We start from the raw sequence: 24,466 nt of genomic DNA on the forward strand, positions 1-24,466 counted from the left end.
CTTTCATGCCACATTCTCATCGGCGCAGAGCTCGTTGAAATGTGCACTCATGCGAACCGGATCTGGCTCTTGGCCGGAAAACAGCCGGAAGGCACCCACTGCTTGAAAAACGGCCATGCCGCCGCCGGGCAGCGTCTGGCAACCTTTGGACATGGCCGCGGCCAGCAGAGCGGTGACCAATGGCATGTAGACGATGTCGGCCACCCAGTGGCGGGGCTCGATCAATTCACCACGCACCGGCATGCCGGGATGAGCGGGCATACCCATCGGCGTTGCGTGGATCAAACCATCCGTGTGTGGCATTGAGCTTTCAGGGGCATCGACCACAAAAGCCCGGCCATCGCCAAAGCGTGCGTTTAGTTTATCTGCCAATTGCTCGGCGCGTTTCACATCCTGATCGTAGATATCGAGACGAGTGATTTCCAATTTCAGCGCTGCATGGGCAACCGCGACACCTGCACCACCAGCACCGATCAACAGCGCGCGGTCCCGCTTGGCATCCGGCAATCCCCGCTTGAAGCTTTCGTAAAAGCCGTACCAGTCCGTATTATGGCCGGTTCGTTTCCCATCGCGGAAGACGACGGTATTGACGGCACCCAGCATGCGCGCATCATCCGACAGGTCATCAAGGAGCGGAATAACCAGCTGCTTGAAAGGGTGGGTAATGTTGACGCCAGCAAAACCTCTCGCTTCCGCCTCATCCAGCAGAGCAGGCAAAGCGCTCTCCGACAGTCCCCTACCGTTGATGTCCATCAACTCGTAGGAATAGTCGAGCCCATGCGCTGCACCTTCCCGCATGTGCATGGCGGGGGTTTTGGAAAGCTGGATGTCGGCACCGATCAGGCCGACTTTCAAAGATGTCTTGTCTGTCATGGCTGGGCATTACTCATGGGGCGAAACGACGAAAGGGAAGGCAACTTAGTGATGGGCGAGGATTTCGCCCAGGAAGGTGCGGGTTCGCTGATGTTGTGGATTGCGGAAGAACTCTTCCGGCGGCGCTTCCTCGATGATTTCACCGGACGCCATGAACACCACGCGGTCGGCCACCTGTCGTGCAAAACCCATTTCATGGGTGACGCAGATCATCGTCATGCCGTCGCGCGCCAGTCCGATCATAGTATCCAGCACTTCCTTGACCATTTCCGGGTCGAGCGCGGATGTGGGTTCATCGAACAACATGGCTTTCGGCTCCATGCACAAAGCGCGCGCAATGGCGGCACGTTGTTGCTGACCGCCGGATAGCTGTGCCGGATATTTCTCCGCCTGATCCTGAATGCGGACGCGCTCCAGATATTTGCGTGCGGTTTTCTCCGCATCGGCTTTCGACAGGCCCTTCACCCGCATGGGTGCGAGCGTGCAGTTCTCAAGAATGGTCTTGTGGGGAAACAAATTGAAGTTCTGAAACACCATGCCCACTTCGCGCCGCACCGTGTCGATGGCGCTGGCGGAAGAGGTGAGCGTGGTCCCCTCGACAGTGATCTTACCCTCCCGGATTTCCTCCAGATGGTTGATGCAGCGGATCAGCGTGGATTTGCCGGAACCGGACGGGCCGCAAAGAACGATCTTCTCGCCTTTGCGAACCGTGAGGTTGATGTTTTTCAACGCATGAAAGGCTCCATACCACTTTTCCACCCCTTCAAGGGCGATGAGCGGAACCTGTGCGGCGGTGGTTTGCGGCATGGTGGCCTCCAGATTACTTTGCGGTGAACGGGATATCGGGCAGGGATTCAGGGAAAGGAGGAACGTCGCGCTTCATCCATTTCGTATAGATCTTTGCCAGTTCGCCGTCGGCCTTGATCTTTACGAGGAAGGAATTGATCGTTTCATTCCAGTCCTTTTCGCCTGGACGAGTGCCTGCGCCATTGTAGAGCGTCGTCAGATCGAACTTCGGTTCGTACTTGCCAGCCGCTGCGGCATTCAGGCGGTCCCCATAAAACTGGTTGCCACCGACGACTTCGACCTGACCCGAGATCAGAGCCTGGATATTGGCGGCATCGTCGTCAAAACGCAGGATGTTGGCTTTGGTGCCGGCACCGGCGGTGATGGACGTGTCCATGGCGCTCGACTTGGGAACGCCAACGGAAACGCCTGTCAGATCATCGTAACCGGCGATTTTCTTGTCCTTGGGTCCGTAGACAGACAGAACGTTACCAGCATAGGGCTGCGAGTATTGAATTGTCTTTGCGCGCTCCGCTGTCATGCCCATAGTGGCGAAGAGAACATCGACCTTGCCGGTCATCAGCGCTGGAATGCGGTTTGCAACGGCCAGCGGTACGAACTCGGCCTTGACGCCGAGATAGTCTGCAAACGCCTTGCCGATGTCGGCGTCGAGACCATCCTGCACGCCGCTGGAGTTCACGAAGCCCCATGGCGAGTTATCACCCTGAATGCCGATGACGACTTTGCCTTTGGCTTTTGCTTCTTCGACAGTCCCGGCGAATGCATCGACCGGCGCAACAAAGGGCAGGGAAACCGTTACTGCGGCAAGTGCTAGCAGCATACGGCGGTTCAGTTTCATGCTCTTGGATTTCATCTTTTGCTCCTCCTTACAAAGCTGATGATGGATTTGGATCAACGAGACGCGGTCTGTAACCGCTTCTCGACGCCGGCACCCCATAATGAAAGTGGCCAGCAGATGAGAAAATAGATGAGCCCGACAATGGCAAAGACCGTCAGCGGCTTGAATGTTTGGTTGGAGACGATCTGCCCGGCGCGCGACAATTCCACGAAGCCGACGATGGCAGCCAGCGACGTGCCCTTGATGAGCTGAACGAGAAAGCCAATGGTGGCGGGCAGAGAAATCTTGAAGGCCTGCGGCAGAACGACGTCTTTCATCCGCGACACGTAGTGGAGCCCAAGCGCCTTTGCAGCCTCGGTCTGGCCCTTCGACACGGCCTGAATGCCACCGCGCCAAATTTCACCCAGAAATGCGCTGGCATGCAGCGTAAATGCGATGGCGACGGCGATCCAGGCATCGATATCCAGGCCGACCAGCGCCACGCCGTAATAAACGACGAAAAGCTGCATCAGGAGCGGTGTACCTTGAAACACAGCGATGTAGCCTGCGGTGATGCGTCGACCGATGGGGTTCTCCACGGTTCTGGCAAGAGCCACACAAAGCCCGAAGATACCGCCGCCGATGAAGCCGATGAGTGTCAGGGCCAGGGTCCATTTCAGGCCCTGCATGAGGAAGAACAATTCGTTGGTACCGATAGGTGTCATCGTTTTCTCCTCACTTGACCGGATAGCTGAAAGACAGGCGGGAAATGAGAGCGAAAACGCCCATCATCAGCGAGGAAATGACGAGGTAAAGCAGCGTGATGGAGAAGTAGACCTCGAACGACCGGAATGTCTCTGCCTCGATCCGTTGAGCGACGGAGGTCAACTCATAGGCTGCAATCGACGTGCAGACGGAGGTCGTCAGCGTCAGCATGATGAACTGGCTGGTCAGTGAAGGATACACGGCGCGCAAGGCAGGACGCAGAATGATGTGGCGGAAGATTTGCGCCCGGCGCAGCCCCAGCGCAAGTCCGGCCTCGACCTGGCCCTTGGGAACTGCATCCACACCACCGCGAATGATTTCGATCGCATAGGCACCGCCATTCAGCGCCAGAGCAACAATCGCCGTCGTCGTTGGGTTGAGCCGCAGACCAAGCTGAGGAAGTGCGAAGAAAATGAAAAAGATCTGCACCAGAAACGGCGTGTTGCGGATGAGTTCTACAAATCCGATGACCAGCGCGCGGAGAGGCTTAAAGCGTGAACCACGGGCGACGACACCCAGAACACCGATGATTGTTGCCAGAAACATGCCGGCCAGCGCCAGACCAATTGTCGCCAGGCAGGCAAAAAACAGTTCGGGCAGGCGATCGTAAACTGCCGAAAAATCAAGCGTATATGACATCCATCCTCCCCTCCAGCGCCTGAAATTCTTGTTTCCTTGCGCCATGCCTGTCTTCCTCAGAGGGGCGGAATGTGTCCGTAAACCACTGAAGAATGATCTGAAGTCAGCGCCTCCCGCGCTCCCTCAATCTGACAATGTTTGTACCAGTTAGTTCATACCTGTCAAGCGCCGCAATTGAGCGGTTTCCGAGTAATGATTTAAGCCATTGTTTTGAATGTGATAAACAACATTTAAGGTGCTTCACACGTCGACTTCCGTAGCGCGTTGGCTTTCTGCGTAAGGTCAGGCTTGTCTAGGCGGATAGCTCGCACGCGGCTGTCTTTATGTTTTCCTTATGTGCCTCGCCCATCTTCCCAATCGAACCCTGACCCGGTCCAAGCCTAGGGTGTTCTCCTGAACCAACCGGAGAAACCAATGTCCGACCTTTTTTTCGTTCTTCTCGGAAGTGCGGTGCTGATCGCTTTTGCGATCTATGCACGCGCCCTCAACAGGCTGTGAGGGTGATGTGATCGAGCCTCTATTTGCGCTGGCCGTTGCCGCTGCCCTTGTCGTCTACCTCGTCGTGACGCTGCTGCGTCCCGAACGCTTCTAATTGTCTGGAGAATTCCCATGACCATTCTCGGGTGGCTGCAAATCAGCCTCCTTTTCCTTGCCGTGCTCGTCACCGCCAAACCTCTCGGTCTTTACATGGCAAAGGTTTTTGCAGGTGAGCGCACCTTCCTCTCCCCATTGCTGAGCCCGGTTGAGAAGGGGATATATCTGGCAGCAGGCACAGGTCCCAATAAGGAACAGAGCTGGCTTGCCTATACGCTTTCCATGCTTGCCTTCTCGCTCGCCAGTTTCCTCTTTCTCTATGCCATGCTGCGGCTGCAAGCCTATCTGCCGCTCAATCCGAAGGGCTTTGCAAATGTGCCGCCGGATCTGGCGTTCAACACCGCCGTCAGCTTTGTCACCAACACCAACTGGCAGAACTATGCCGGTGAAGCGACCATGAGCAATTTCAGCCAGATGGTCGGCTTATCGGTACAGAACTTTCTGTCCGGTGCGGTGGGCATAGCGCTTGCCGTGGCATTCACCCGCGCCTTCGCTCGCTCGCAGGCCACCACGCTTGGCAATTTCTGGGTCGACATGACCCGTGCGACGCTCTACGTCCTGCTGCCGCTTGCGATCATCGTCGCACTCGTTTTCGTCTGGACCGGCGTTCCACAAACTTTGGACGGCAGTGTCACGGCAACCACGCTGGAAGGCGCACAGCAGGTTATTTCGCTAGGACCGGTTGCCAGCCAGGAAGCCATCAAGCAGCTCGGCACCAATGGCGGTGGCTTCTTCAATGCCAATGCCGCCCATCCCTTTGAAAATCCGACTGCCTTTGCCAACTACCTTAATATCTACGCCATGTTGGCCGTCTCCGCCGCGCTGGTTTACTGCTTTGGCCAGATGGTCGGCAATCGTCGGCAGGGCTGGGTTTTGCTCTCCGCCATGGCATTTCTGCTGATCGCAGGCGTCTTGACGATCTATTGGGCGGAATCATCCGGAAACACCATTTTGACCGCGCTCGGCGTCGATGCCGTGCAGGGCAATATGGAAGGCAAGGAAGTTCGCTTCGGACAGGCCATGACGGCGCTTTATGCAGCGGTGACCACGGGCGTTTCCAATGGTGGCGTCAATGGCATGCTCGGTTCCTTCACCGGGCTTGGTGGTCTGGTGCCGATGTTCCTCATCCAGCTGGGTGAAATTCTGCCCGGCGGTGTCGGCTCCGGTCTTTATGGCATGCTGGTCTTTTCGCTTCTGTCCGTCTTCGTCGCTGGATTGATGGTCGGTCGCACGCCGGAATTTCTGGGCAAGAAGATCGAAGGTCGCGAGATGAAATGCGCCATGCTGGCGGTTCTGATCCTGCCCGTCGCCATTCTCGGCTTCTCGGCAATCTCGTCAGTCCTGCCGGCGGCAGTTGCCAGCATCGGTACAGCAGGTCCGCATGGGCTTTCGGAAATTCTCTATGCCTATACGTCTTCTGCCGGCAACAATGGCTCGGCCTTCGGCGGCCTCTCCGGCAACACGACCTGGTACAATACGACGCTTGGGCTTGCCATGCTGCTTGGTCGTTTCGCTTACGTCATCCCGGTCATGGCCATTGCCGGTTCGCTGGCTGCAAAGGTCCGCGTTCCCGCCTCCAATGGAACATTCCCGACGGATGGGCCGCTGTTCGTTGGTCTGTTGATCGGCATCATCATCATTCTTGGCGGGTTGCAATATTTCCCGGCTCTGGCCCTTGGCCCCATCGTCGAACATTTCGCGATGCTTGCCGGCCAGACGTTCTAAAGGACAAAATTCATGTCACAAAAGCCAGCAAAACCTGGTCTTTTCGATCTCTCCATCATCGGGCCCGCCGCACGGCAGGCTTTCGTAAAGATGGACCCAAGACAGCTCATGCGCACGCCGGTCATCTTCGTGACCGAGGTGGTGGCTGCGATGGTCTCGATCCTGTTTCTGCGCGATCTCGTCACCGGCAATGGCACGGCAGTCTTCTCCGGCCAGATTGCCGCTTGGCTGTGGTTTACGGTTCTCTTCGCCACCTTTGCCGAAGCCGTCGCTGAAGGCAGAGGCCGCGCGCAGGCGGAAAGTCTGAAGCGCGGACGGTCTGATCTCACTGCCCGACGCATTGTTGCTAATGGTCAGGAGGAGGCGGTTCCCGCCACTGCCCTAAAGGTGGGGGACGTCGTCATCGTAGATGCCGGGGAGCTTATCCCCGGCGATGGTGAGGTGATCGAGGGTGTCGCTTCCGTCAACGAAAGTGCTATCACCGGCGAATCCGCTCCTGTCATCCGCGAATCCGGCGGCGACCGCTCAGCCGTGACCGGCGGCACGCAGGTTCTGTCCGACCAGCTCAAAATCCGTATCACCACGCCACAGGGCGCAAGCTTCGTGGACCGCATGATCGCGCTGATCGAAGGTGCAGAACGCCAGAAGACGCCCAATGAGATCGCCCTGTCCATCCTGCTATCGGGCCTGACGTTGGTGTTCCTCATCGTGGTCGTGACGATCTGGGGCCTTGCGGGCTATTCGGGAACGGTTCTCACGGTCACCGTCTTGGCCGCTTTGCTCGTAACCCTCATTCCAACGACAATCGGCGGTCTGCTCTCGGCTATCGGTATTGCCGGTATGGATCGGCTCGTTCGCTTCAATGTCATTGCCACGTCCGGTCGTGCGGTCGAAGCGGCGGGCGATGTCGACACCCTGCTGTTGGACAAGACCGGCACTATAACTTTCGGTAACCGTATGGCATCCGATTTCATTCCGGCACCGGGCGTCACACCGCAGCAATTGGCAGAAGCTGCACTCCTTGCTAGCCTCTCCGATGAGACGCCGGAAGGCCGCTCTATCGCGGCGCTGGCAACGGGTGAGTTCGGCTTGGCAACACCGAAGGCCGTTGCCGATCAAACCATTGCGTTCAGCGCACAGACGCGCCTGTCGGGCATCGACATGGGCACCCATCGCCTGCGCAAAGGCGCAATCGATGCCGTGCTGAAATTCACCGGCATCTCCGACAAGGAAGCCCCGGCCGAATTCATGCAGGCCGTGGACAGTGTTGCAAGGTCAGGCGGTACGCCGCTTGGTGTTGCAGACGGCAATCGCCTGCTTGGCGTCATTCACCTCAAGGACGTCGTCAAACCCGACATCAAGGAACGCTTTGCGGCCCTGCGTGCCATGGGCATCCGCACCGTCATGGTAACAGGCGATAACCCGGTCACTGCCGCTGCAATCGCCTCGGAGGCCGGTGTCGATGACTTCCTGGCCGAGGCAACGCCGGAAGACAAGCTGGCTTATATCCGCCGCGAACAGCAAGGCGGGCGGTTGATCGCCATGTGCGGCGATGGCACCAATGATGCGCCGGCGCTCGCTCAAGCCGATGTCGGCGTGGCCATGCAAAGCGGCACGCAGGCGGCACGCGAAGCCGCCAATATGGTCGATCTCGACTCCAGCCCGACCAAGCTGATCGAGATCGTCGAAATCGGCAAGCAGCTTCTGATGACCCGCGGTTCGCTGACGACCTTCTCCATAGCCAATGATGTCGCCAAATATTTCGCGATCATCCCGGCTTTGTTCGTCACGACCTATCCGGCACTGGCTGCCTTCAACATCATGGGGCTGTCCACGCCGCAATCGGCCATTCTGTCTGCCGTCATCTTCAACGCGCTCATCATCATCGCGCTCATCCCGCTTGCGTTGAAGGGCATCGCCTACCGGCCAACAAGCGCTGCGTCGCTTCTGCGTAGAAATCTCCTGATTTACGGCCTTGGCGGGCTGCTGCTGCCATTTGCCGGAATCAAGATCGTCGACCTCGCCGTTTCGGCCCTGCATCTGGTGTAATCATGTTCAAACTTCTCAGACCCGCATTTGTCTTTCTCGTCCTTTTGACACTCGTAACCGGCGTTGCCTATCCGCTCGCCGTCACCGGCATCGCCCAGGCCGTCATGCCGGACCAGGCCAATGGCACCCTGGTCAAGCGAGGCGAAACCATCATCGGCTCCTCGCTGATCGGCCAGAATTTCACATCGGAACGCTATTTCTGGCCTCGTCCATCCGCAACATCGCCGGACCCTTACAACGCCTCCGCCTCGTCAGGTTCCAATCTGGGCACGACATCGGCCAAGCTGCGCGACCGCGTCGAAGGTGACATCGGACGGTTAAATGCTGTTGGAATCACCGGCGCAGTTCCAGCCGATGCCGTAACCACATCAGGTTCAGGGCTCGACCCCCATGTCACCCCGGAATTTGCCGAAGCGCAGGTTGCGCGGGTGGCACTTGCGCGGCAGCTGCCACCGGAGCAAATTCGTGCGCTGGTTCAAAGCCATACGCAAGACAGGGTGTTTGGAATTGTCGGCGAACCGCGCGTGAATGTGCTAGAGCTTAACCTTGCGCTGGATGCGCACAAGAGCTGATACGGATGCCGACAACCGAGCCCTACGAGACGAACCGTCCCGACCCTGACGCATTGCTTGCCCTGGCGGATAAAGATCGCCGGGGCAAGTTGACGATTTTTCTGGGCGCAGCACCCGGTGTCGGCAAAACCTATGCGATGCTGAACCGCGCTCAGCGATTGCGTGCCGACGGAACGGAGATCGTCGTCGGGCTGGCAGAGACCCATGGCCGTAGCGAAACCTCGGCCCTTCTGGAAGGGCTGGAAATATTACCTCGCCTGTCGGTCTCCTACCACGGCAAGGAATTGCAGGAATTCGATCTCGATGGCGCGCTGGCCCGAAAGCCTCGCATCATCATCGTGGACGAACTGGCGCATTCCAACCCGGAAGGCTTCCGGCACCCCAAGCGCTATCAGGATATTGACGAGCTCATCGATGCCGGTATCGACGTATGGACGGCGCTCAATATTCAGCATCTGGAAAGCCTGTCGGATCTCGTTGCCCAAATCACCGGCGTCAATGTGCGCGAGAGAATTCCCGATACGGTGCTGAAAAGGGCCGATGAAGTCCTGCTTGTGGACTTGCCGCCCGCAGAGCTGATCACCCGCCTGCAGGACGGCAAGGTCTATCTGCCCGCAAGCGCAAGACGCGCCGCCGATCGTTTCTTTCGGCTTGGAAATCTGACAGCGCTCAGAGAACTGGCGCTGCGGCGCACGGCGGACCGGGTGGACGATCAGATGATCGATTATCTGCGCCAGAACGCCATCGAAGGGCCATGGGCGACGGGGGAGAGGCTTCTCGTCTGCATCGGTGCCGATGATCTGTCCGAAAAAGTCGTTCGCGTTGCCAGCCGCCTTGCCTCGGGCCTCAACGCGCCTTGGCTGGTCGTTAATATTTCCCATTCTGATCGGGAAACCATGAACGACGAAGATTTGCGGCGCATAGACGATACGTTCCGGCTGGCGGAAAAGCTGGGTGCCGAAACGCGGCGCGTCACCGGCAGCGATTTCGTGACCGAAATCATGAAACTCGCCAAGCGCGAACACGCCACACAAATCGTCATCGGATCCCATTGCCGTCAATGGTGGCGAAACCCGCTGCGCACAAGCCTTGCCGATGCGCTGACCCGCGAAACGAGCGGCATTGGCCTTCACCTCGTCACCGCCGATGAAAAGACGTCGCATCGTGCCAAGCCAAAACCGGTCTGGCCGCGCCTCCCGACACTTGCAAAGCCCTTTGGCATCGCATTTTTATGTGTGCTGCCAGCCGCATTGATCGGCGCGCTGATCGACCGCATCGTTTATCTGCCGAATATTTCGCTTCTGTTTCTCATCGCCGTGCTCGGTGCCGCCACCTATGCCGGTTTCGCAGCCGCCTTGATGGCCGCGCTGCTGTCTGCGCTCTCCTATAATTTCTTCTTCATTCCGCCGCTCTACACCTTCACCATCGCCTCGCCGCACGAGGTTTTCGCGCTCTTTATCTTCGTCGTCGCAGCAGTTCTCGCGGGCAGCCTGGGCTCGCGTATCCGAGAACAGGCCAAGACGGCGCGCTCTCGTGCCGCCGCCATGCAGGCGCTTTATGACTTCGCCCGCAAACTGTCCGGCACTGCCGATGTCGATGAAGTCCTGTGGGCCGCCGTTACGCAGCTGCATGCAGGCATCAATCGCAACATCGTACTGCTTCGGCCCAATGGCGATACGCTGGAGACCGCGGCTGCGTGGCCGCCGGATACGGAACTAGGCATTGCCGAGATCGCCGCAGCGCGCTGGGCCAACACGAAAAAGGAACCAGCCGGTGCCGGCACCGGCACGTTGCCCAATTGCCGTTTCCAGTTCAGGCCGCTCACCAGCCCACACGGTGTTGTCGGCGTGTGTGGTTACGAGGTCGGCGATGAGGCGCTGGATTCCAACGCAGAGCGCATGTTTTCCGCCATCATCGACCAGACGGCGACGGCCATCGACCGCGCACGCCTCTCCTCCGAGAGTGCCGAACAGTCCCTTCGGCTGGAAAGCGAACGTTACCGGGATGCCCTGCTATCCTCCATCTCCCATGATCTGCGCACGCCACTTGCAACGATCACCGGCGCGGTCACCAGTCTTCGCGAACTGGGGGAGCGTATGACGCCGGAAAGCCGCGACGATCTTTTGCAATCCATCGAGGAGGAGGGGGCAAGGCTCAGCCGTTTCGTGGCGAACCTTTTGGATATGACGAGGATTACGACAGGAACGCTGAAAGCCAAGCGTGACTGGGTGGATCTGGCTGACGTGGTGCGCTCGGCAACCGAACGGGCACGGAAATATTTTCCGGCCCAGACCTTCGAAACCGGTATCGCATCCGACCTGCCCTTGATGCGGGGCGACAGCGTTTTACTGGAACAGGTTCTGTTCAATCTTCTCGACAATGCTGCCAAATATGGGGGCGGTGAGCCTGTCAATATTTACGTCCGCAGAGATGGGAAAGAGGTGGCGATCTCCGTTACCGATATGGGCAAGGGCATTCCCGCTGCCGATCTCGACCGCATTTTCGAGAAATTTTACCGGCGTTCAAAATCCGATGGCCGCTCTCCCGGAACCGGCCTTGGGCTTTCCATCGCCCGCGGCTTCGTGGAAGCGCTGGGCGGGCGCATCTATGCCGAAAGTCCCGCGGTCAGAAAGAGAGGCACTCGTATTGTCATGCGTTTTCCGATAGAGGAAAAAGGCCAGATTTCAGGAACATCATGACACTTGCCCGCATTCTTGTCGTTGACGACGAACCCCAGATTCGGCGCTTTCTTCGGCCAGCACTTGCCGCTGCGGGATATGATGTCATCGAGGCCGAAAACGGCGCTGATGCACTGAAAGCCGTGGCGACGGCTGCGCCCGACGTCGTAATCCTCGACTTGGGCCTGCCGGATATGGACGGTAAGGACGTCATCGCCAGTCTGCGCGGCTGGTCTACCATTCCCATCATAATCCTGTCTGCGCGTGACCGGGAGGCGGAAAAAATCGCAGCCCTCGATCTTGGCGCGGACGACTATATCGAAAAGCCTTTCCACATCGGCGAACTGACCGCACGTATCAGAACGGCCATGCGTCACCGTGCAAACGCCAGCAAAGACGTTCCGTCACTTGTGAACGCGGATGGCCTTATCATCGATATCGTTCATCGCGTCGTTTCCCGCAGTGGCAAATCCATTCGCCTGACGCCGAAGGAATATGATCTGCTCACGCTTCTTGCCCACCACGCTGGCCGTGTCGTTACCCATCGAACGCTTTTGACATCTGTGTGGGGTCCGGCTCATGAAGAGGACATGCATTATCTGCGCGTCTTCATAGGCCAACTCCGCCAGAAGATCGAACGTGATCCCTCTCAGCCGATAATAGTCCAAACCGAACCGGGTGTAGGATATCGGCTGGTCAGCGATGAAAGCTCAGATCATTAACCCATGTGGGACATGATACGCAAAGCAAGCCGCCTTATCCCACATTAGTGGCGAGCACCTTGGATATTTCACTTGCGAGCTGGTCCTGGGTGTAGGGTTTGCCCAGCCTGCTGATTTCAAGATCCATCCCATCTGGAAGGTCGGCGTAACCGGTCGCGATCAGAATAGGTAGATTTGGAACCAGTTCGCGCGCTTTGCGCGACAGTTCGGCACCGTTCATTCCGGGCATCGAAAAATCTGTCACAAGCAGATCGAACGGTGCGGCGTTTGCCAGTATTTCAAGAGCCTGCTTGCCGGAACTGGCCTCAACGACCTCGTGCCCCAGGTCCTCCAGCATATCGACGGAACTCATGGCGATCAGCGCGTCATCATCGACCATGAGAATTCTCAACTGCCTGTCCGTGGACGATGTCTGAGGAGTTTCAACAGGCATGGCCTGCTGCTTGTCATTGGCTTCATCGTCACTCACGGGAATCCAGAGCTCAGCAGTCGTTCCTTTACCCAAGGTACTTTGAAGGACGAGGGCACCCTTGAGCTGGAGAGCAAGTCCATGGATCATCGACAAGCCGAGACCTGTTCCCTTGCCCAGTTCTTTCGTGGAAAAGAATGGATCGATTGCTTTCTTCAGTGTTTCTGCATCCATACCGGTTCCCGTATCTGTCACTGACAGAACGACGTAGTCACCTGCCGCCAATTCCGGTGTAGAGCGCTGAAGCTTGTCTTCGCGAAGCCCAATGCTGATCGTCCCACCCTCGCGCATCGCGTCACGTGCGTTCACCACGAGGTTGAGGAGGGCAAGCTCGATCTGATTTGCGTCGCCCAATGCAAATGGCAGGTCCGTCCCCAAGCTCCGGTTCAGCGCGATGTTTGAACCGGCGGAGCGTCTGAGAAGATCATCCATGTCTTCAATTAGCCTCAGCATATTCACCGGCTTGACTTGAAGATCCTGTCTACGGGCAAAGGCGAGAAGGCGTTGGGTCAGCGAAGCACCTCTCTTGGCACCTTTCAACGCGCCATCTATCAGGCGCATAGCCTTCTCGTCGTAAGGCACATGTTTTGCCAAAAGCTCCAGATTGCCCATGACGGCCATCAACAGGTTGTTGAAATCGTGGGCAACGCCGCCCGTGAGTTGGCCAATGGCCTCCATCTTCAGAGCTTGGCGGAGCTGCTCTTCGGCCTTTTGCCGTTGCTCGACTTCTGCCATGACCTTTTCATGGGCCTGAAGAAGCTCTGCAGTCCGTTCGGCGACACGCAGCTCCAAGGTTTCATTTTCAAGCCGTTGCTTTTCGGCTGCTTCCTTTCGCGCGGTGATATCTGCCGAGACACCGACCATCTTGATGGCCACGCCGCGTCGGTCACGATAAAGCTGAGCTTTGATTTCTGCCCAATGTACGGACCTGTCCGGCCACACGATCCGGTATTCGATGGAGTATTCTTTGCCGTTCTCGATCGTATCGGCGACTTCGGCGCGCATACGTTCGCGATCATCCGGGTGAACGCTTTCGAGAAGATCCTCGTATTCGAACCGCGCTTCGGGAGGATAACCGAAAATGGACTTGCATGTATCTGAGCAGACCAATGTCTTTGAGGCCAGATCGAGCTCCCAGGATCCCAGCCGGCCTGCGCTCAGTGCCGTCTGAAGCCAGAGTTCGCTATCGGCAAGAGCCCCGATTTGGGATCTCGCGTCGAACTGGCGCAACCGGTTTCTGAAGGCGGTTCGCGAAACGCTGATGAAGGTCGTCGCATGGAACGGGCGCTCCACGAAGCTGACGTTCCCCAAAATTTCTGACAATCGCAACGCGGCCGGGTTGCGTTCAGGCCCGCCTCCGCGATGCGTCAAAACGATAAACGGCAGATCCGACCAAGCGGGTTGGTTACCGATCCAGTCCGACAAAGGCCGCAAGTCTGTGGAGCGCAAGGTCTCTTCCGTGACGACCACGAATGCAACGTCGTCATCGAGCGCTGACACCATGCCTGAGATCGTCTCGACAGATTTGGAATGAATTCCTTCTTCCGTGAGAAGCGACGCTGCAATTTGCGCATCCCGACCGGTCGGTGCATAGACAAGTGCCAAATGGCAGGGATCAAAAATTTTCGAGACCCCCCTCATTGGCAGGTGAAGGCAGACTGTCAGGCATCAGAACGGGGACGCCTCGCAAAACACCTTGAAATGCGGAAATCGGCTCTCCCAAGGTCAGACCATTTTGGTTGATCTTATATTCGCGAATGGTGTCTTCATGCATGCCGGTTCGTTTCTTTATGACGGAAACGGCTCTTCTCACGCGACCGACCGCCTCAAAATAACGCAGCAAAATAACGGTGTCTGCGAGATAGGTGACGTCAACCGGCGATTTCATATCCCCAACGAGCCCATGCTGGGCAACCGTGAGAAACGTGTTGGCACCTTGTCTGTTCAAGAATTGCAGCAGTTCGTGCATGTGGAGAATAAGTGCGTTTTCTTCCGGCATGGCGGCCTGATAGCCGTTGATGCTATCGATCAGGACCGTTTTGACGTTTTCTGTCGTAACCCGATCTCTGACACGTTGGGCAAACTCCCCCGGTGAAAGCTCTGCCGCATCGACTTGCTCGATGTGCAACGCACCCTCATCCTGCATTTTCTGAAGATCGATGCCCATCTGCTTCATGCGTTCGAAAAGCAGACCGAGCTCTTCGTCAAAAATGAAGACCGCCGCTTTTTCCCCACGCTTGATGGCAGCAACAATGAATTGAAAACCGAAGGTGGATTTACCCGTCCCCGCAGGACCGATCAATAGGGTGCTCGAGCCGCGACTGACGCCTCCACCGAGCAATCCGTCAAGGCGGTCAATACCACTGCTCAGCATATCGCGTTTAAATGATGTCTTGTGCTCGATCGCCCTCAGACGTGGAAACACGGCCACGCCACCGGTGCGGATGACGAAATCATGATATCCACCACGGTAGGCTTGCCCCCGATATTTCAGGATTCTGACACGGCGACGCTCCGATCCGTAATTGGGAGACAATTCCTCTAGGTGGATAACCCCGTGGACGACGCTGTGAACGGTCTTGTCCAGAACATCAGCCGTCAGGTCATCGAGCAGCAGAACGGTCGCGCCAGATTTCGAGAAATAGTGCTTCAACGCCAGTATCTGCCGACGATATCGCAAGGAACTCTGCGCCAGAAGTCGAATTTCCGACAGGCTGTCTATCACAACGCGGTCCGGCTTGACCCTCTCGAAGGCGCTAAAGATCAGCTTCGTCGTCTCGCCGAGCTCAAGATCGGAAGAATAGAGAAGGCTCTGTTGCTGGTCAGCATCAAGCAGGCTTTCAGGCGGTACAAGCTCGAATATCTCGATATTGTCATTCAAAGTCATGTTGTGAGATGCAGCGCTGTCGCGCAATTCCGATTCAGATTCCGACAGGCTGACATACAGGCACCGCTCGCCATTGACCGCGCCCTCTATCAAAAACTGGAGAGAAATAGTTGTTTTGCCGGTACCGGGAGATCCCTCAAGCAAAAACACGTGACGCCGAGATAGACCTCCAGATAAAATATCATCCAGTCCTTCGACGCCCGTCATTGCCTTACTATTGATATCTCTCATGGTCGTTCCTGTTTTCCGTCGTCATTAATGACTTTATCATCCGCAATAAAGATCGATAGGTTTTATATTATCGATTACGAAATGTTCGTCGTAGCGGTTCAGTTCCAATCGTTCATGGGGAAGGCAGGAAGTTCGTCGTGCAATACGAGCGCGTAATCCTGCATGCCTGCGGTCGATTTAAAACGTAGAGCGCGCGCACGCCAAATCTTGTTAACCCTTCGTTAGCTATGACGTTAAAGTTTTAGTCAAATTCTAATGGAATTGCGGAACGGGTCTTATCTTTGTGCCATTCTTAGTCAAAACCGCAATCAGACGAGCAGTCGTAAATGCGTTTTGGAAATTCAATGGCCCACTCGGCCACCTCGAGTGTATAAGGTGTGGAGTTAACTTATGTCGAAGACCCTGAAATCAATGGCAGTCGCAGCCCTCGCTTCTATCGCGGCATCCCCCGTGCTGGCAGCTGATATGGCGAACTACGAGGCTCCTCCCGCTTACAATGAGGCACCAAGCACCTCGTGGACAGGTGCATATGTCGGTGGTCACATCGGTGCGGCCATGCCAAGTGCCAATCCGTTCAAAGGCGGTAAGGGTTTGGCCCTCGGTGCCCAGGGTGGCTATGACTACGATCTCGGGTCAGCCGTCGTTGGCGGTGAAGTCGAAGGAACCTATCTGGGTGATGCCAAGCAGAAGGTTCCAAACGGCAACCTGCGTGAACGCTGGCGCGCTGCCGCCAAGGTCAGAGCCGGCGTCAAGCTGGACGACACGCTCGTCTACGGTACTGCCGGTTTGACCGTGACGAGCCTGCGTGACGGTGCCAATGTGACCGGACCGGATGGCATGAAAGAAGGCTACCTGCTCGGTGCCGGTGCGGAACACCGCTTCACGCCGCAAATCTCTGCGAAGGTTGAATACAACTACGTTGCGACGGACGATGTACGCACCTTTTCCAATGGTGTCGCATCCCACACGGATTTGAGCGATCATGTCGTCAAGGGCGGCGTCAACTACCGCTTCTAAGATCATTGAAGGGCGGCGGATTGAATAGTCCGCCGCCCATCGTTTTCTTATTTTCGTCCAGATACCACGATGCGGAAACCGTTGCCGCGCCAGAATCCATCGGGCTCCAGACTGCCGCGATAGGTGCAGCAGGCTTTTTGCTTGCCGCTCGAAAAACAACCGCCGCGCAGCACGCGCCGAATGGAGGGTGCCGCATCAAGCGCCTCGCGGCCATCTTCCGAATAAGGATATCGGAAATCGGGCGTTGCCATGTCGTCCCCCCAAAGCGTCGTGCACCATTCCCAGACCTGACCGACCATATCGTAGCAGCCGTAGGGAGAACGCCCCTTGGGAAACAGGCCGACGGCAGAGGTGGTGTTAAACCCTGATTCTTCGGAGTTGGCGGCATCGTCTATCCACGCCTGTCCCCAAGGGTACACAATCCTATTCGCACCCATATCCGGCTTGTCACCACGCGCCGCCCGCTCCCATTCCGGCTCCGTGGGCAGGCGGACATATTCGTCTGCCGTGATACGGCCCTCTGCCTGCCAGCGATCCGTCAGCCACTGGCAATAGGCGCGCGTATCGTGCCAGGTCAGATCGGTGGCAGGTGCATTGCGCCGGTTTTCGGCAAAGCCATCCGGGCTGCGCCACAACCGCCCGGTCTCGCGAACAAACGCGCCATAGGCACCATTCGTGACTGGGTACATGCCGATGCGAAAGGCATCCACGGTGACGGTATGCGGTGGCGCGGAATTCACATGCGTATCGGATCCGAAGGTGAATTGTCCGCCCGCAACATCTGTCAACACATCGAGCGTGCGGGGATCGCCCCACCGGGACAGAATGCGCCCTGCAACTTCACGCTCCGGTGCGGCGAGCCGTCCCTTGCTGACGATCTCCAGCAGATGCCCGGCGATAGCGGTGCGCAAGGGTCCGGTATCTGCCACCAGATCGGCGGCCAGCAAAGCGCCCCTCAGAACCTGGTCGCCCTCGCCTTCTATCAGGGCTTCGATCAAGGCATTAGCGGCATCGGTACCGGAGAGACGTGCTGCAATACTGGTGATAACCGGTGTCCAGAGAGCTGGCATCTTGCGAAAATGCGCAACCGCCACGTCCACCGGCTTGGAGGCGAGATGCACGGCGGCCAGCAGTTGGCGAACGCGGGTGATGGGCATGATGGTTGGATCATCGACCTCGGCCGTCAGCGCATCGAAAGCCAGACCGCAAAACAGTTCGCTCGTCTGCGCATCCCCGGAAATCTTTGCAAGCCAGCGGTCGGTGATCGCCTCGGCGCTGTCACCGGCATCTTCCCCATGCATGGCCATGACGAACTGTGCCGGATTGGCTGCGGCATGGCCAAGCGCCACGCCCGTCGCATCGAGATCGAGGCCAGCCAGTCGTGCGGCGGTTTCCCGACGTTGGCTTTTCAGAAGGGGCAACAGATCGTAGCGTACATAACCCGCCGGAAGTGGCCAGCTCTTGACGACCGAAACCTCTCCAAGGACCAGCAGTTTCAGGTCCGGGTGGCGGCTCTGGAATGCCAGCGCATCGGCCAGCCATTGCGGCCCGGCATCACCGGCGGCCTCGATGCCGTCGAGGATCAGCAAAATCCCGTGGCCGGCATAAGCGGGGTCCAGCGACAGTGCGTGTTCACCATCCGGGAGTGCGGCTTCAATCAAGGAACTGAACGTGCTTGAAGGCCCGACCGTGAGATAAAGCGGCAGCACGCCCTCCAGCGTCCACTCCTCATCTTGCACTGCGCCGAGATCGTTGCGCGCGACGGGGCGAGGTGACGGTGTCCCTTGCATGAGCGAAACCGCCAGATGCCGCGCAAATGTAGTCTTGCCGCTTCCGGTTTCACCCGTCAGCATGACAGCCGAATGGTCGCGCACCATTTCAAGCGCTGTGAAATAGACGGCTGGTTCCGGCTCCGCCTGATCGGTCAGCTTGCGCAGGCCCTTTGCGGCCTTGTCCTCGAAGGTGAAGTTGACAAGCAGCGGAATATAGCCGGTCACCAGATCGATGATGGAGCCGTCAGGAAGTGCAAAAAGCGGTGCCGTTGCGAATGCGCGCGCTTGCGAAAGCGGGCTGTCCACCGTATCTCTATCGTCATGGGTCATGGAAAAAGCTTTGCCACATCGGGATTGTGAAATCTCTGGATTTCGATGGCATAACCGGCTGGATCTTCAAAGAAGAAATGCTCGCAGAAATTACCGCGCAGCATTTCCGACTGACCGGCGACGCCTGCTTCTTTGATCCGCTTGTGCCAGCCTTCCACATCCTGCGAGACGATGGTCAAAAGCACGGCGCTTTTTTCCTGATGTTTCAAGTGGCCGCGATTGCCATCGACAATGCCGAAATAGCAGTTTTCGGCAATGCGATAGATGCGCGCCAGCCCCTGATCCAGCACCAGTTCGAAGCCCAGCACGTTTTCATAAAACGGCACCACGGCGTGAATATCGTCGTAATAGAAGAAGGTGATCGAGTGGTCTTTTTTCATCGTGTGTATCCTCGTGTTCAGGCGATCGTCAGCGTACCCTTGTGATCGATCGAGAGCCCCGCAATATCCTTGCGCGCCGCGAAAACATCGACCGGGTGCAACAGATAGAGCCAGGGCGGATTGGCGTTGAGATGGGTGAGGCAGGCCGCATAAGCCTGTTCCCGCGCGTCCGGCTCGACCGCCGCATTGGCCGCAGCAATCAGCCGCTCGGCTTCGGCATCATCATAGCCCTGCCACCACACGGCTTTGGTCACGCTTGAAATCTTGTCGTTGAGAATACGATAGGTGCTGTGCGGCGACGAATCGAAAATCGCCATATCGCCCATCTCCTTGCGCCCGATCTGGCGTGCATATTCGGGACGGTCGGTTTCGACCTCGATCTCCACCTCAAACCCGACAGCTTCCAGCGCCTTGGCCACGAAGTCGCTAATCTCAGGCGCGCGCTCCGGCATGAAGGTGGGCGTTCGAAGGGTTATCTTGCGGTCTCCATCCAGGTCGGCCAGCAGGGCGCGTGCCTTGTCTGGATCATAGGCGATGGGCGATAGCCCGGCCGTTGCCATGCCCAGGTGAAACGGGCTGACGATGCTGGCCGATGGAACTGCCAGATCAGCGAATATCTCGCGGCACAGCGCCGCAGTATCGACGGCATGATTGGCGGCCAGCCGTACCTGCGGAGAGCGGAAAATGCCCTTGCTGCAATTGAGATAATACATGACCGACAGCGTGTTGACGGCCTTGTCCCACTGGAAGGCTGCATCGAACACCAGCTTGTCCTCGACACGCTCCAGATTGAGCGCGGCATCGACATCGCCGGATTTCAGCAATGCGTATCGTGCGTCCGCAGATGGTTCGCACAGGGCGATGACGCGCTGCGGCTCACCATTGCCGGATACCCGCTCCAACTCTGTGCGGACTTTGGGTTCAAAACTCAGAACACGAAACGGTCCTGTGCCGAGAACCGGCGTTCCATCCGCTGCAAAACGGCAGATGTAGAATTCGGAAAATATGTCGAGAATATCGGCAATCGGATGCGGATTGCGCACGATAATAGCCGTGTCCCCATCCGGCACAATTTCGGCATCGGCCAGATAGCGCGCATAGGACCATTTCATGCCGAACGTATCGACAGCGTCCATGATGCCATCGATGAAGTCGGTGATATCGGATGCGGTGCACGGTTTGCCATCGTGAAACGTCGCACGATCGCGAATGGTGAACCGCCATTCCCGGCCATCCGGGCTGTGCGTCCATGTCGAGAACAGGGCAGGCTGAACGTGCCCGTCGTTCCATTTCAAAAGCGGTTCGAACACCAGATTTTTCAGCGTCAGAACGCTGGTATCGTCCGTCACCCGCGTTGGCGGCAGGAAATCGACTTTTTCGAGGGCAAGGGTCAAAATGGACATGGCTGACCTCAGTCGAGTTCGTTGCGGCGGCGCGGATTGAACCAGTCCGCAAGGGAATCACCAATCAGGTTGAAGGAGAGCAAGGCAAGCAGGATCGCCATGCCGGGTGCAAGCGCCACCCATGCGGCACTGCGCACATATTGAAGATTGGCCGAGACATCGGCACCCCACTCCGCCATGGGCGGCTGGGCACCAAGACCCAGGAACCCAAGGCTTGCCGTTTGCAGGATGGCACTGCCGAGCGCCAGTGTGGATTGCACCAGCAGCGGCCCCAGTCCGTTGACGAAAATGTAGCGGAAGAGGATGCGCGGCGTGGGCAGGCCAAGCGAAACCGCAGCCTCCACATAAGGTTTGACGGAAATGCTGAGCGCCTGGCTGCGGGCAACACGGGCAAATTGCGGGGCAAGCGTGATGGCAACAGCCAGCATCGCATTTTCAAGACTGGGGCCGAAGGCCGCGGCCAGCGCGATGGCCAGCACAAGCGCCGGGAAGGCAAGGATGGCATCGACAATGCGCATGGCAATGCTATCGAACCAGCCACCGAGGAAACCCGCCAGCATGCCGATTGTGACACCGACGGCAAAGGCGATGGCGACGACACCGACGCCGATGGCCAATGTGGCCCGACCGCCATACATGATGCGCGTAAAAATATCGCGCCCGAAGGCATCCGTACCAAGCCAGTGTTCAAAGCTCGGTGCGGCCAGCTTGTGCAGCACATCCAGCTTGGTTGGCGAATAGGGCGAAATCATCGGCCCGAACACGATGACGGCGACCAGCAACAGCAGGATGATGCACCCCGCAAGAGCGAGCGTGTTTTTGCGCAGAAAGGTGAAAAGCTCTGACATCCGGCTCACTTCATTTTCTTGCGGACGCGCGGGTCCAGAACGCCGTAGAGAACATCGACCACGATGGAGGTGAACACGAACAGCAGCGCAAACACCAGCGTCGTGCCCTGAATGACGGGATAATCCCGGTTCTTGATCGCCTCGAACATGTAACGGCCAATGCCGGGCCATGCGAAAATTGTTTCTGTCAGGATCGCACCGCCCAGCATTTCCGCGAATTTCAGACCGATGACGGTGATGGCCGGCAGCAGCGAATTGCGCAATCCGTGACCTAGAATGACATCGGCCCTTCGCAAACCTTTGGCTTTGGCAGTGCGGATGAAGTCCTCGCCCATCACCTCCAGCATGGTATTGCGCACGAAGCGGCCAAGCGTGGCACCGAGAAACGCTGCCAGAACAGCGGTTGGCAGAATGAGGTGCTGCAAGGCGCTCCAGGCGGCGGCCCAGTTGCCGGTGATGATGCCATCGAGAATGGCAAATCCTGTCACTGGTTCGGCGATGATGAAGGAGCTCATGCGGCCCGAAACCGGCAGCCAGCCGAGATAGGTGCCGAAGATCAGTTGCAGGATCAACGCCAGCAGAAAGGCTGGCATGGACACCCCCACCAGCGAAACGACGCGGGTGATATGGTCGAAGTTGGAGTTGGGTCTGGTGGCGGATAAAACGCCAATGGGAATGCCGATTATGATGGCGACGATGACCGCCAAAACAGAAAGCTCGATCGTGGCAGGCAGGCGTGTGAGTATCTCATGGGCAACCGGCTGTCCGGTTTTCAAAGATATCCCGAAATCGCCCTGCAACAGGCCGGTGACGTAGTTGAAGAACTGAACGGGAAACGCCTGATCGAGATCCAGTTGCGCCCGCAAGGCATCGATCTGGTCCTGCGTTGCACCGGGGCCGAGCAGGGTGACAGCCGGGTCTCCGGGTATTAGCCGCACCAGCGAAAACACGATGACCAGCACGATGCACATGACGGGTATCAGGGCGATTAACCGTCGCAGAATAAAACTCGCCATTCCCTGCCTACTCATAACATCGAAAAATGATCTGCCACGGTTTCCCGTTGCAGATCGGATTGACGGGCGCGCAAGGCTGCGGGCCCGGAAAACCTTACTTCTTGGAAACGCCCCAATATTCATTGAGCGGCGGTGCGCTGTTGACGACGAGACCTTCGACATTGGCGCGCTGGAAGACGATCAGCTTGGGGCTGAAGAGATAGACGCCGGGGACGCGCTTGACGATTTCTTCCTGCACCTGATGATAGAGCGCCGTACGGGCCGGAACATCCACAGTCTGCTGGGCCTTGAGGATCAGATCGTCCAGAGCCTTGTCTTCAGGCATGCGGAACGTCATGGCCGAATTGGCAAGCGACGACAGATAGCCGATGGTAATATGCGCATCCGGATCATTGTACCAGGGTTGACGACCGTCAAGCGCGGCATCGAACTGGCCTGCGGTCTGAAGAGCGCGGTAGGCAGGGAACTCGGTCTGTTCGATGGTGGCGTTGATGCCGATATCGGCCAGATTGGCCTGCACATAGGTGGCAACGGCTGCCCAGAGCGGGCCCTGGAAGCTGTAGAGCTTCAACTGGATCGTGGATGGATCGACACCGGCTTCCTTCAGAAGCTTCTTCGATGCTTCAGGATCGTAATTCGGGGCCAGATCCTTGATCTTTGGATCGAACGCCCAGCTATTGGTCGTTAAAGGTCCATAGACGCGCTCGGCCGTGCCACCGAACACACCGTTCAGCAGACCGTTATAATCGATAGCGTGGGCCACGGCCTGACGGACGCGGAGATCCGCAAACGGGCCGTCCTTCTTGCTGTTGTTGAATTCAAGCTGGCGAATGATCTGACTGGAGACTTCCAGAATCTTGACGTCAGGGTTGGACTTCAACGCGGCAATATCTTCAGCGGCGATGGAGGAAAGCTGGCCCTGCTGCTGGACGACATCGACGCCGCCGCTTTCAAGCTCCAGACGACGCGTCGAGGCTTCCGGAATGACGCGGTAGATGATGCGCGACAGCTTGGGCGCACCACGGAAATAATCCGGGTTGGCTTCGAGCACCACATTGGTATCAGCCTGCGCGCTCTTGAAGACGAAGGGGCCGGTGCCGACAGGGTTGGCCGCAAATTTATCGCCAAACTTTTCCACGGCGGCCGGGCTGACGATGGCCGATTGCGGCTGCGCCAGAATAGACAGGAACGCCGGATAGGGTTCGGTCAGGCTGATCTTGACTTCGGTCGGAGATACAACAGCGATGTCCTTGATCAGGCCGAAAGTTGCCTTGACGTAGGAATTTGTCGCCTTGGTGCGCTCAAGCGAGAACTTCACGGCGGCAGCATCGAAAGGCGTACCATCCTGAAACTTGACGCCTTCGCGAATTTTGAAGTCGAATTCCTTGCCATCCGCTGACACAGTCCAGCTGGATGCAAGGCGACCTTCTAGTTCGTTAAAGTCCGGAGCAGTCCAGGCCACAAGCGTATCAAAAACATTGAGAATGATCTCGCTGCCAACAGGCTCGGCCTTGTTGGTGCCGGGTTCCAGGCTGACGGGATCGGATGGCACGGCAATGACGAGTGTCTTCAACGGGTCATTGCTCTGCGCGTTCGCCGCACCTGCAAACAGCGGCAGGGCCACGAAGGCTGCGGCTGCTAGTCCTTTAAAGAGTTTCATGGGCAAGACCCTTTCGCGGTCTGATCGAGGCATTTATCGCCTCTCTTCGGCTGCATGCTGTCGGTTTAATCGCGGCTCTCGCCTCTGATATTCCACGAAATATATCATCGCTTTTTGTGCTGTAAAGAACATCTGCAAGCTATTTAAACAAATAGGCAATATGGCTCATTTATTGTGCAAAAGAGAAAATATTATACTGTCCCAAACGTCAA

At 57.5% G+C, this 24,466-nt stretch carries 20 protein-coding genes; 7 read left to right on the plus strand and 13 right to left on the minus strand.

The window, feature by feature from the left end:
* Nucleotides 1–3: 3 nt before the first annotated feature.
* Genes CPJ18_RS19155 through CPJ18_RS19175 form a run of 5 tightly spaced genes read right to left on the minus strand, consistent with a single transcriptional unit; the run spans nt 4 to nt 3,901 of the window.
* A complete protein-coding gene (locus tag CPJ18_RS19155; RefSeq protein ID WP_077118500.1) occupies nt 4–873 on the minus strand; it encodes a shikimate dehydrogenase in 870 nt (289 codons plus the stop codon).
* A 45-nt stretch (nt 874–918) separates the two neighbouring features.
* Nucleotides 919–1,680, minus strand: coding sequence for an amino acid ABC transporter ATP-binding protein (locus CPJ18_RS19160; protein ID WP_077118501.1), 762 nt, complete (start codon nt 1,678–1,680; stop codon nt 919–921).
* A gap of 13 nt (nt 1,681–1,693) precedes the next feature.
* Nucleotides 1,694–2,533, minus strand: a complete 840-nt coding sequence (locus tag CPJ18_RS19165; RefSeq protein WP_077102535.1) for a transporter substrate-binding domain-containing protein — start codon at nt 2,531–2,533, stop codon at nt 1,694–1,696.
* A 38-nt stretch (nt 2,534–2,571) separates the two neighbouring features.
* Nucleotides 2,572–3,222, minus strand: a complete 651-nt coding sequence (locus tag CPJ18_RS19170) for an amino acid ABC transporter permease (protein WP_077102537.1) — start codon at nt 3,220–3,222, stop codon at nt 2,572–2,574.
* A gap of 10 nt (nt 3,223–3,232) precedes the next feature.
* The gene (locus CPJ18_RS19175; protein WP_077102539.1) at nt 3,233–3,901 is read right to left on the minus strand and encodes an amino acid ABC transporter permease; all 669 of its coding nucleotides are present in this window, start codon (nt 3,899–3,901) and stop codon (nt 3,233–3,235) included.
* Nucleotides 3,902–4,373: 472 nt separating this feature from the next.
* On the opposite strand from CPJ18_RS19175, the gene kdpF reads away from it, so the two are divergent.
* Genes kdpF through CPJ18_RS19205 form a run of 6 tightly spaced genes read left to right on the plus strand, consistent with a single transcriptional unit; the run spans nt 4,374 to nt 12,241 of the window.
* Complete coding sequence (gene kdpF / locus CPJ18_RS19180) at nt 4,374–4,493, plus strand: K(+)-transporting ATPase subunit F (RefSeq protein ID WP_083716322.1); 120 nt, start codon at nt 4,374–4,376, stop codon at nt 4,491–4,493.
* Between the two features lie 17 nt (nt 4,494–4,510).
* Nucleotides 4,511–6,220 (plus strand): potassium-transporting ATPase subunit KdpA, encoded by a 1,710-nt coding sequence (gene kdpA, locus CPJ18_RS19185; RefSeq protein ID WP_103586160.1) that lies wholly within the window; start codon nt 4,511–4,513, stop codon nt 6,218–6,220.
* 12 nt (nt 6,221–6,232) lie between these two features.
* On the plus strand, nt 6,233–8,269 hold the full coding sequence (gene kdpB / locus CPJ18_RS19190) for a potassium-transporting ATPase subunit KdpB (RefSeq protein WP_077102544.1): 2,037 nt from the start codon (nt 6,233–6,235) through the stop codon (nt 8,267–8,269).
* A 2-nt stretch (nt 8,270–8,271) separates the two neighbouring features.
* The gene (kdpC, locus tag CPJ18_RS19195; protein ID WP_077102546.1) at nt 8,272–8,841 is read left to right on the plus strand and encodes a potassium-transporting ATPase subunit KdpC; all 570 of its coding nucleotides are present in this window, start codon (nt 8,272–8,274) and stop codon (nt 8,839–8,841) included.
* Between the two features lie 5 nt (nt 8,842–8,846).
* Nucleotides 8,847–11,540, plus strand: coding sequence for a sensor histidine kinase (locus CPJ18_RS19200; protein WP_077118505.1), 2,694 nt, complete (start codon nt 8,847–8,849; stop codon nt 11,538–11,540).
* Nucleotides 11,537–12,241 carry a response regulator gene (locus CPJ18_RS19205; RefSeq protein ID WP_077118506.1) on the plus strand — a complete coding sequence of 235 codons (705 nt, stop codon included), beginning with the start codon at nt 11,537–11,539 and terminating at the stop codon, nt 12,239–12,241. The genes CPJ18_RS19200 and CPJ18_RS19205 overlap by 4 nt, the downstream gene beginning before the upstream one ends.
* Nucleotides 12,242–12,275: 34 nt before the next feature.
* Here CPJ18_RS19205 and CPJ18_RS19210 read toward each other — a convergent pair whose 3' ends face one another.
* Complete coding sequence (locus tag CPJ18_RS19210) at nt 12,276–14,351, minus strand: hybrid sensor histidine kinase/response regulator (protein ID WP_103659648.1); 2,076 nt, start codon at nt 14,349–14,351, stop codon at nt 12,276–12,278.
* Nucleotides 14,326–15,828 carry an ATPase domain-containing protein gene (locus CPJ18_RS19215; RefSeq protein ID WP_077102554.1) on the minus strand — a complete coding sequence of 501 codons (1,503 nt, stop codon included), beginning with the start codon at nt 15,826–15,828 and terminating at the stop codon, nt 14,326–14,328. The genes CPJ18_RS19210 and CPJ18_RS19215 overlap by 26 nt, the downstream gene beginning before the upstream one ends.
* A gap of 390 nt (nt 15,829–16,218) precedes the next feature.
* Here CPJ18_RS19215 and CPJ18_RS19220 point away from each other — a divergent pair, with 390 nt between their 5' ends.
* Complete coding sequence (locus tag CPJ18_RS19220; protein WP_077102556.1) at nt 16,219–16,845, plus strand: outer membrane protein; 627 nt, start codon at nt 16,219–16,221, stop codon at nt 16,843–16,845.
* Nucleotides 16,846–16,892: 47 nt separating this feature from the next.
* Here the strand turns inward: CPJ18_RS19220 and CPJ18_RS19225 are convergent, their stop codons facing one another.
* From CPJ18_RS19225 to CPJ18_RS19250, 6 genes are all read right to left on the minus strand, one after another.
* Nucleotides 16,893–18,947, minus strand: coding sequence for an SUMF1/EgtB/PvdO family nonheme iron enzyme (locus CPJ18_RS19225; RefSeq protein ID WP_103659649.1), 2,055 nt, complete (start codon nt 18,945–18,947; stop codon nt 16,893–16,895).
* On the minus strand, nt 18,944–19,327 hold the full coding sequence (locus CPJ18_RS19230; RefSeq protein WP_077102560.1) for a VOC family protein: 384 nt from the start codon (nt 19,325–19,327) through the stop codon (nt 18,944–18,946). Before CPJ18_RS19230 ends, CPJ18_RS19225 begins: the two co-directional genes overlap by 4 nt.
* 17 nt (nt 19,328–19,344) lie before the next feature.
* The gene (locus CPJ18_RS19235; protein WP_103659650.1) at nt 19,345–20,730 is read right to left on the minus strand and encodes an ABC transporter substrate-binding protein; all 1,386 of its coding nucleotides are present in this window, start codon (nt 20,728–20,730) and stop codon (nt 19,345–19,347) included.
* A gap of 8 nt (nt 20,731–20,738) precedes the next feature.
* A complete protein-coding gene (locus CPJ18_RS19240; protein WP_103659651.1) occupies nt 20,739–21,578 on the minus strand; it encodes an ABC transporter permease in 840 nt (279 codons plus the stop codon).
* 5 nt (nt 21,579–21,583) lie between these two features.
* Nucleotides 21,584–22,594 (minus strand): ABC transporter permease, encoded by a 1,011-nt coding sequence (locus CPJ18_RS19245; protein WP_103659652.1) that lies wholly within the window; start codon nt 22,592–22,594, stop codon nt 21,584–21,586.
* Between the two features lie 94 nt (nt 22,595–22,688).
* Nucleotides 22,689–24,254 (minus strand): ABC transporter substrate-binding protein, encoded by a 1,566-nt coding sequence (locus CPJ18_RS19250; protein WP_077102566.1) that lies wholly within the window; start codon nt 24,252–24,254, stop codon nt 22,689–22,691.
* Nucleotides 24,255–24,466 lie beyond the last annotated feature (212 nt).

This window comes from Agrobacterium rosae, from assembly GCF_002915175.1.
GTDB lineage: Bacteria > Pseudomonadota > Alphaproteobacteria > Rhizobiales > Rhizobiaceae > Agrobacterium > Agrobacterium rosae.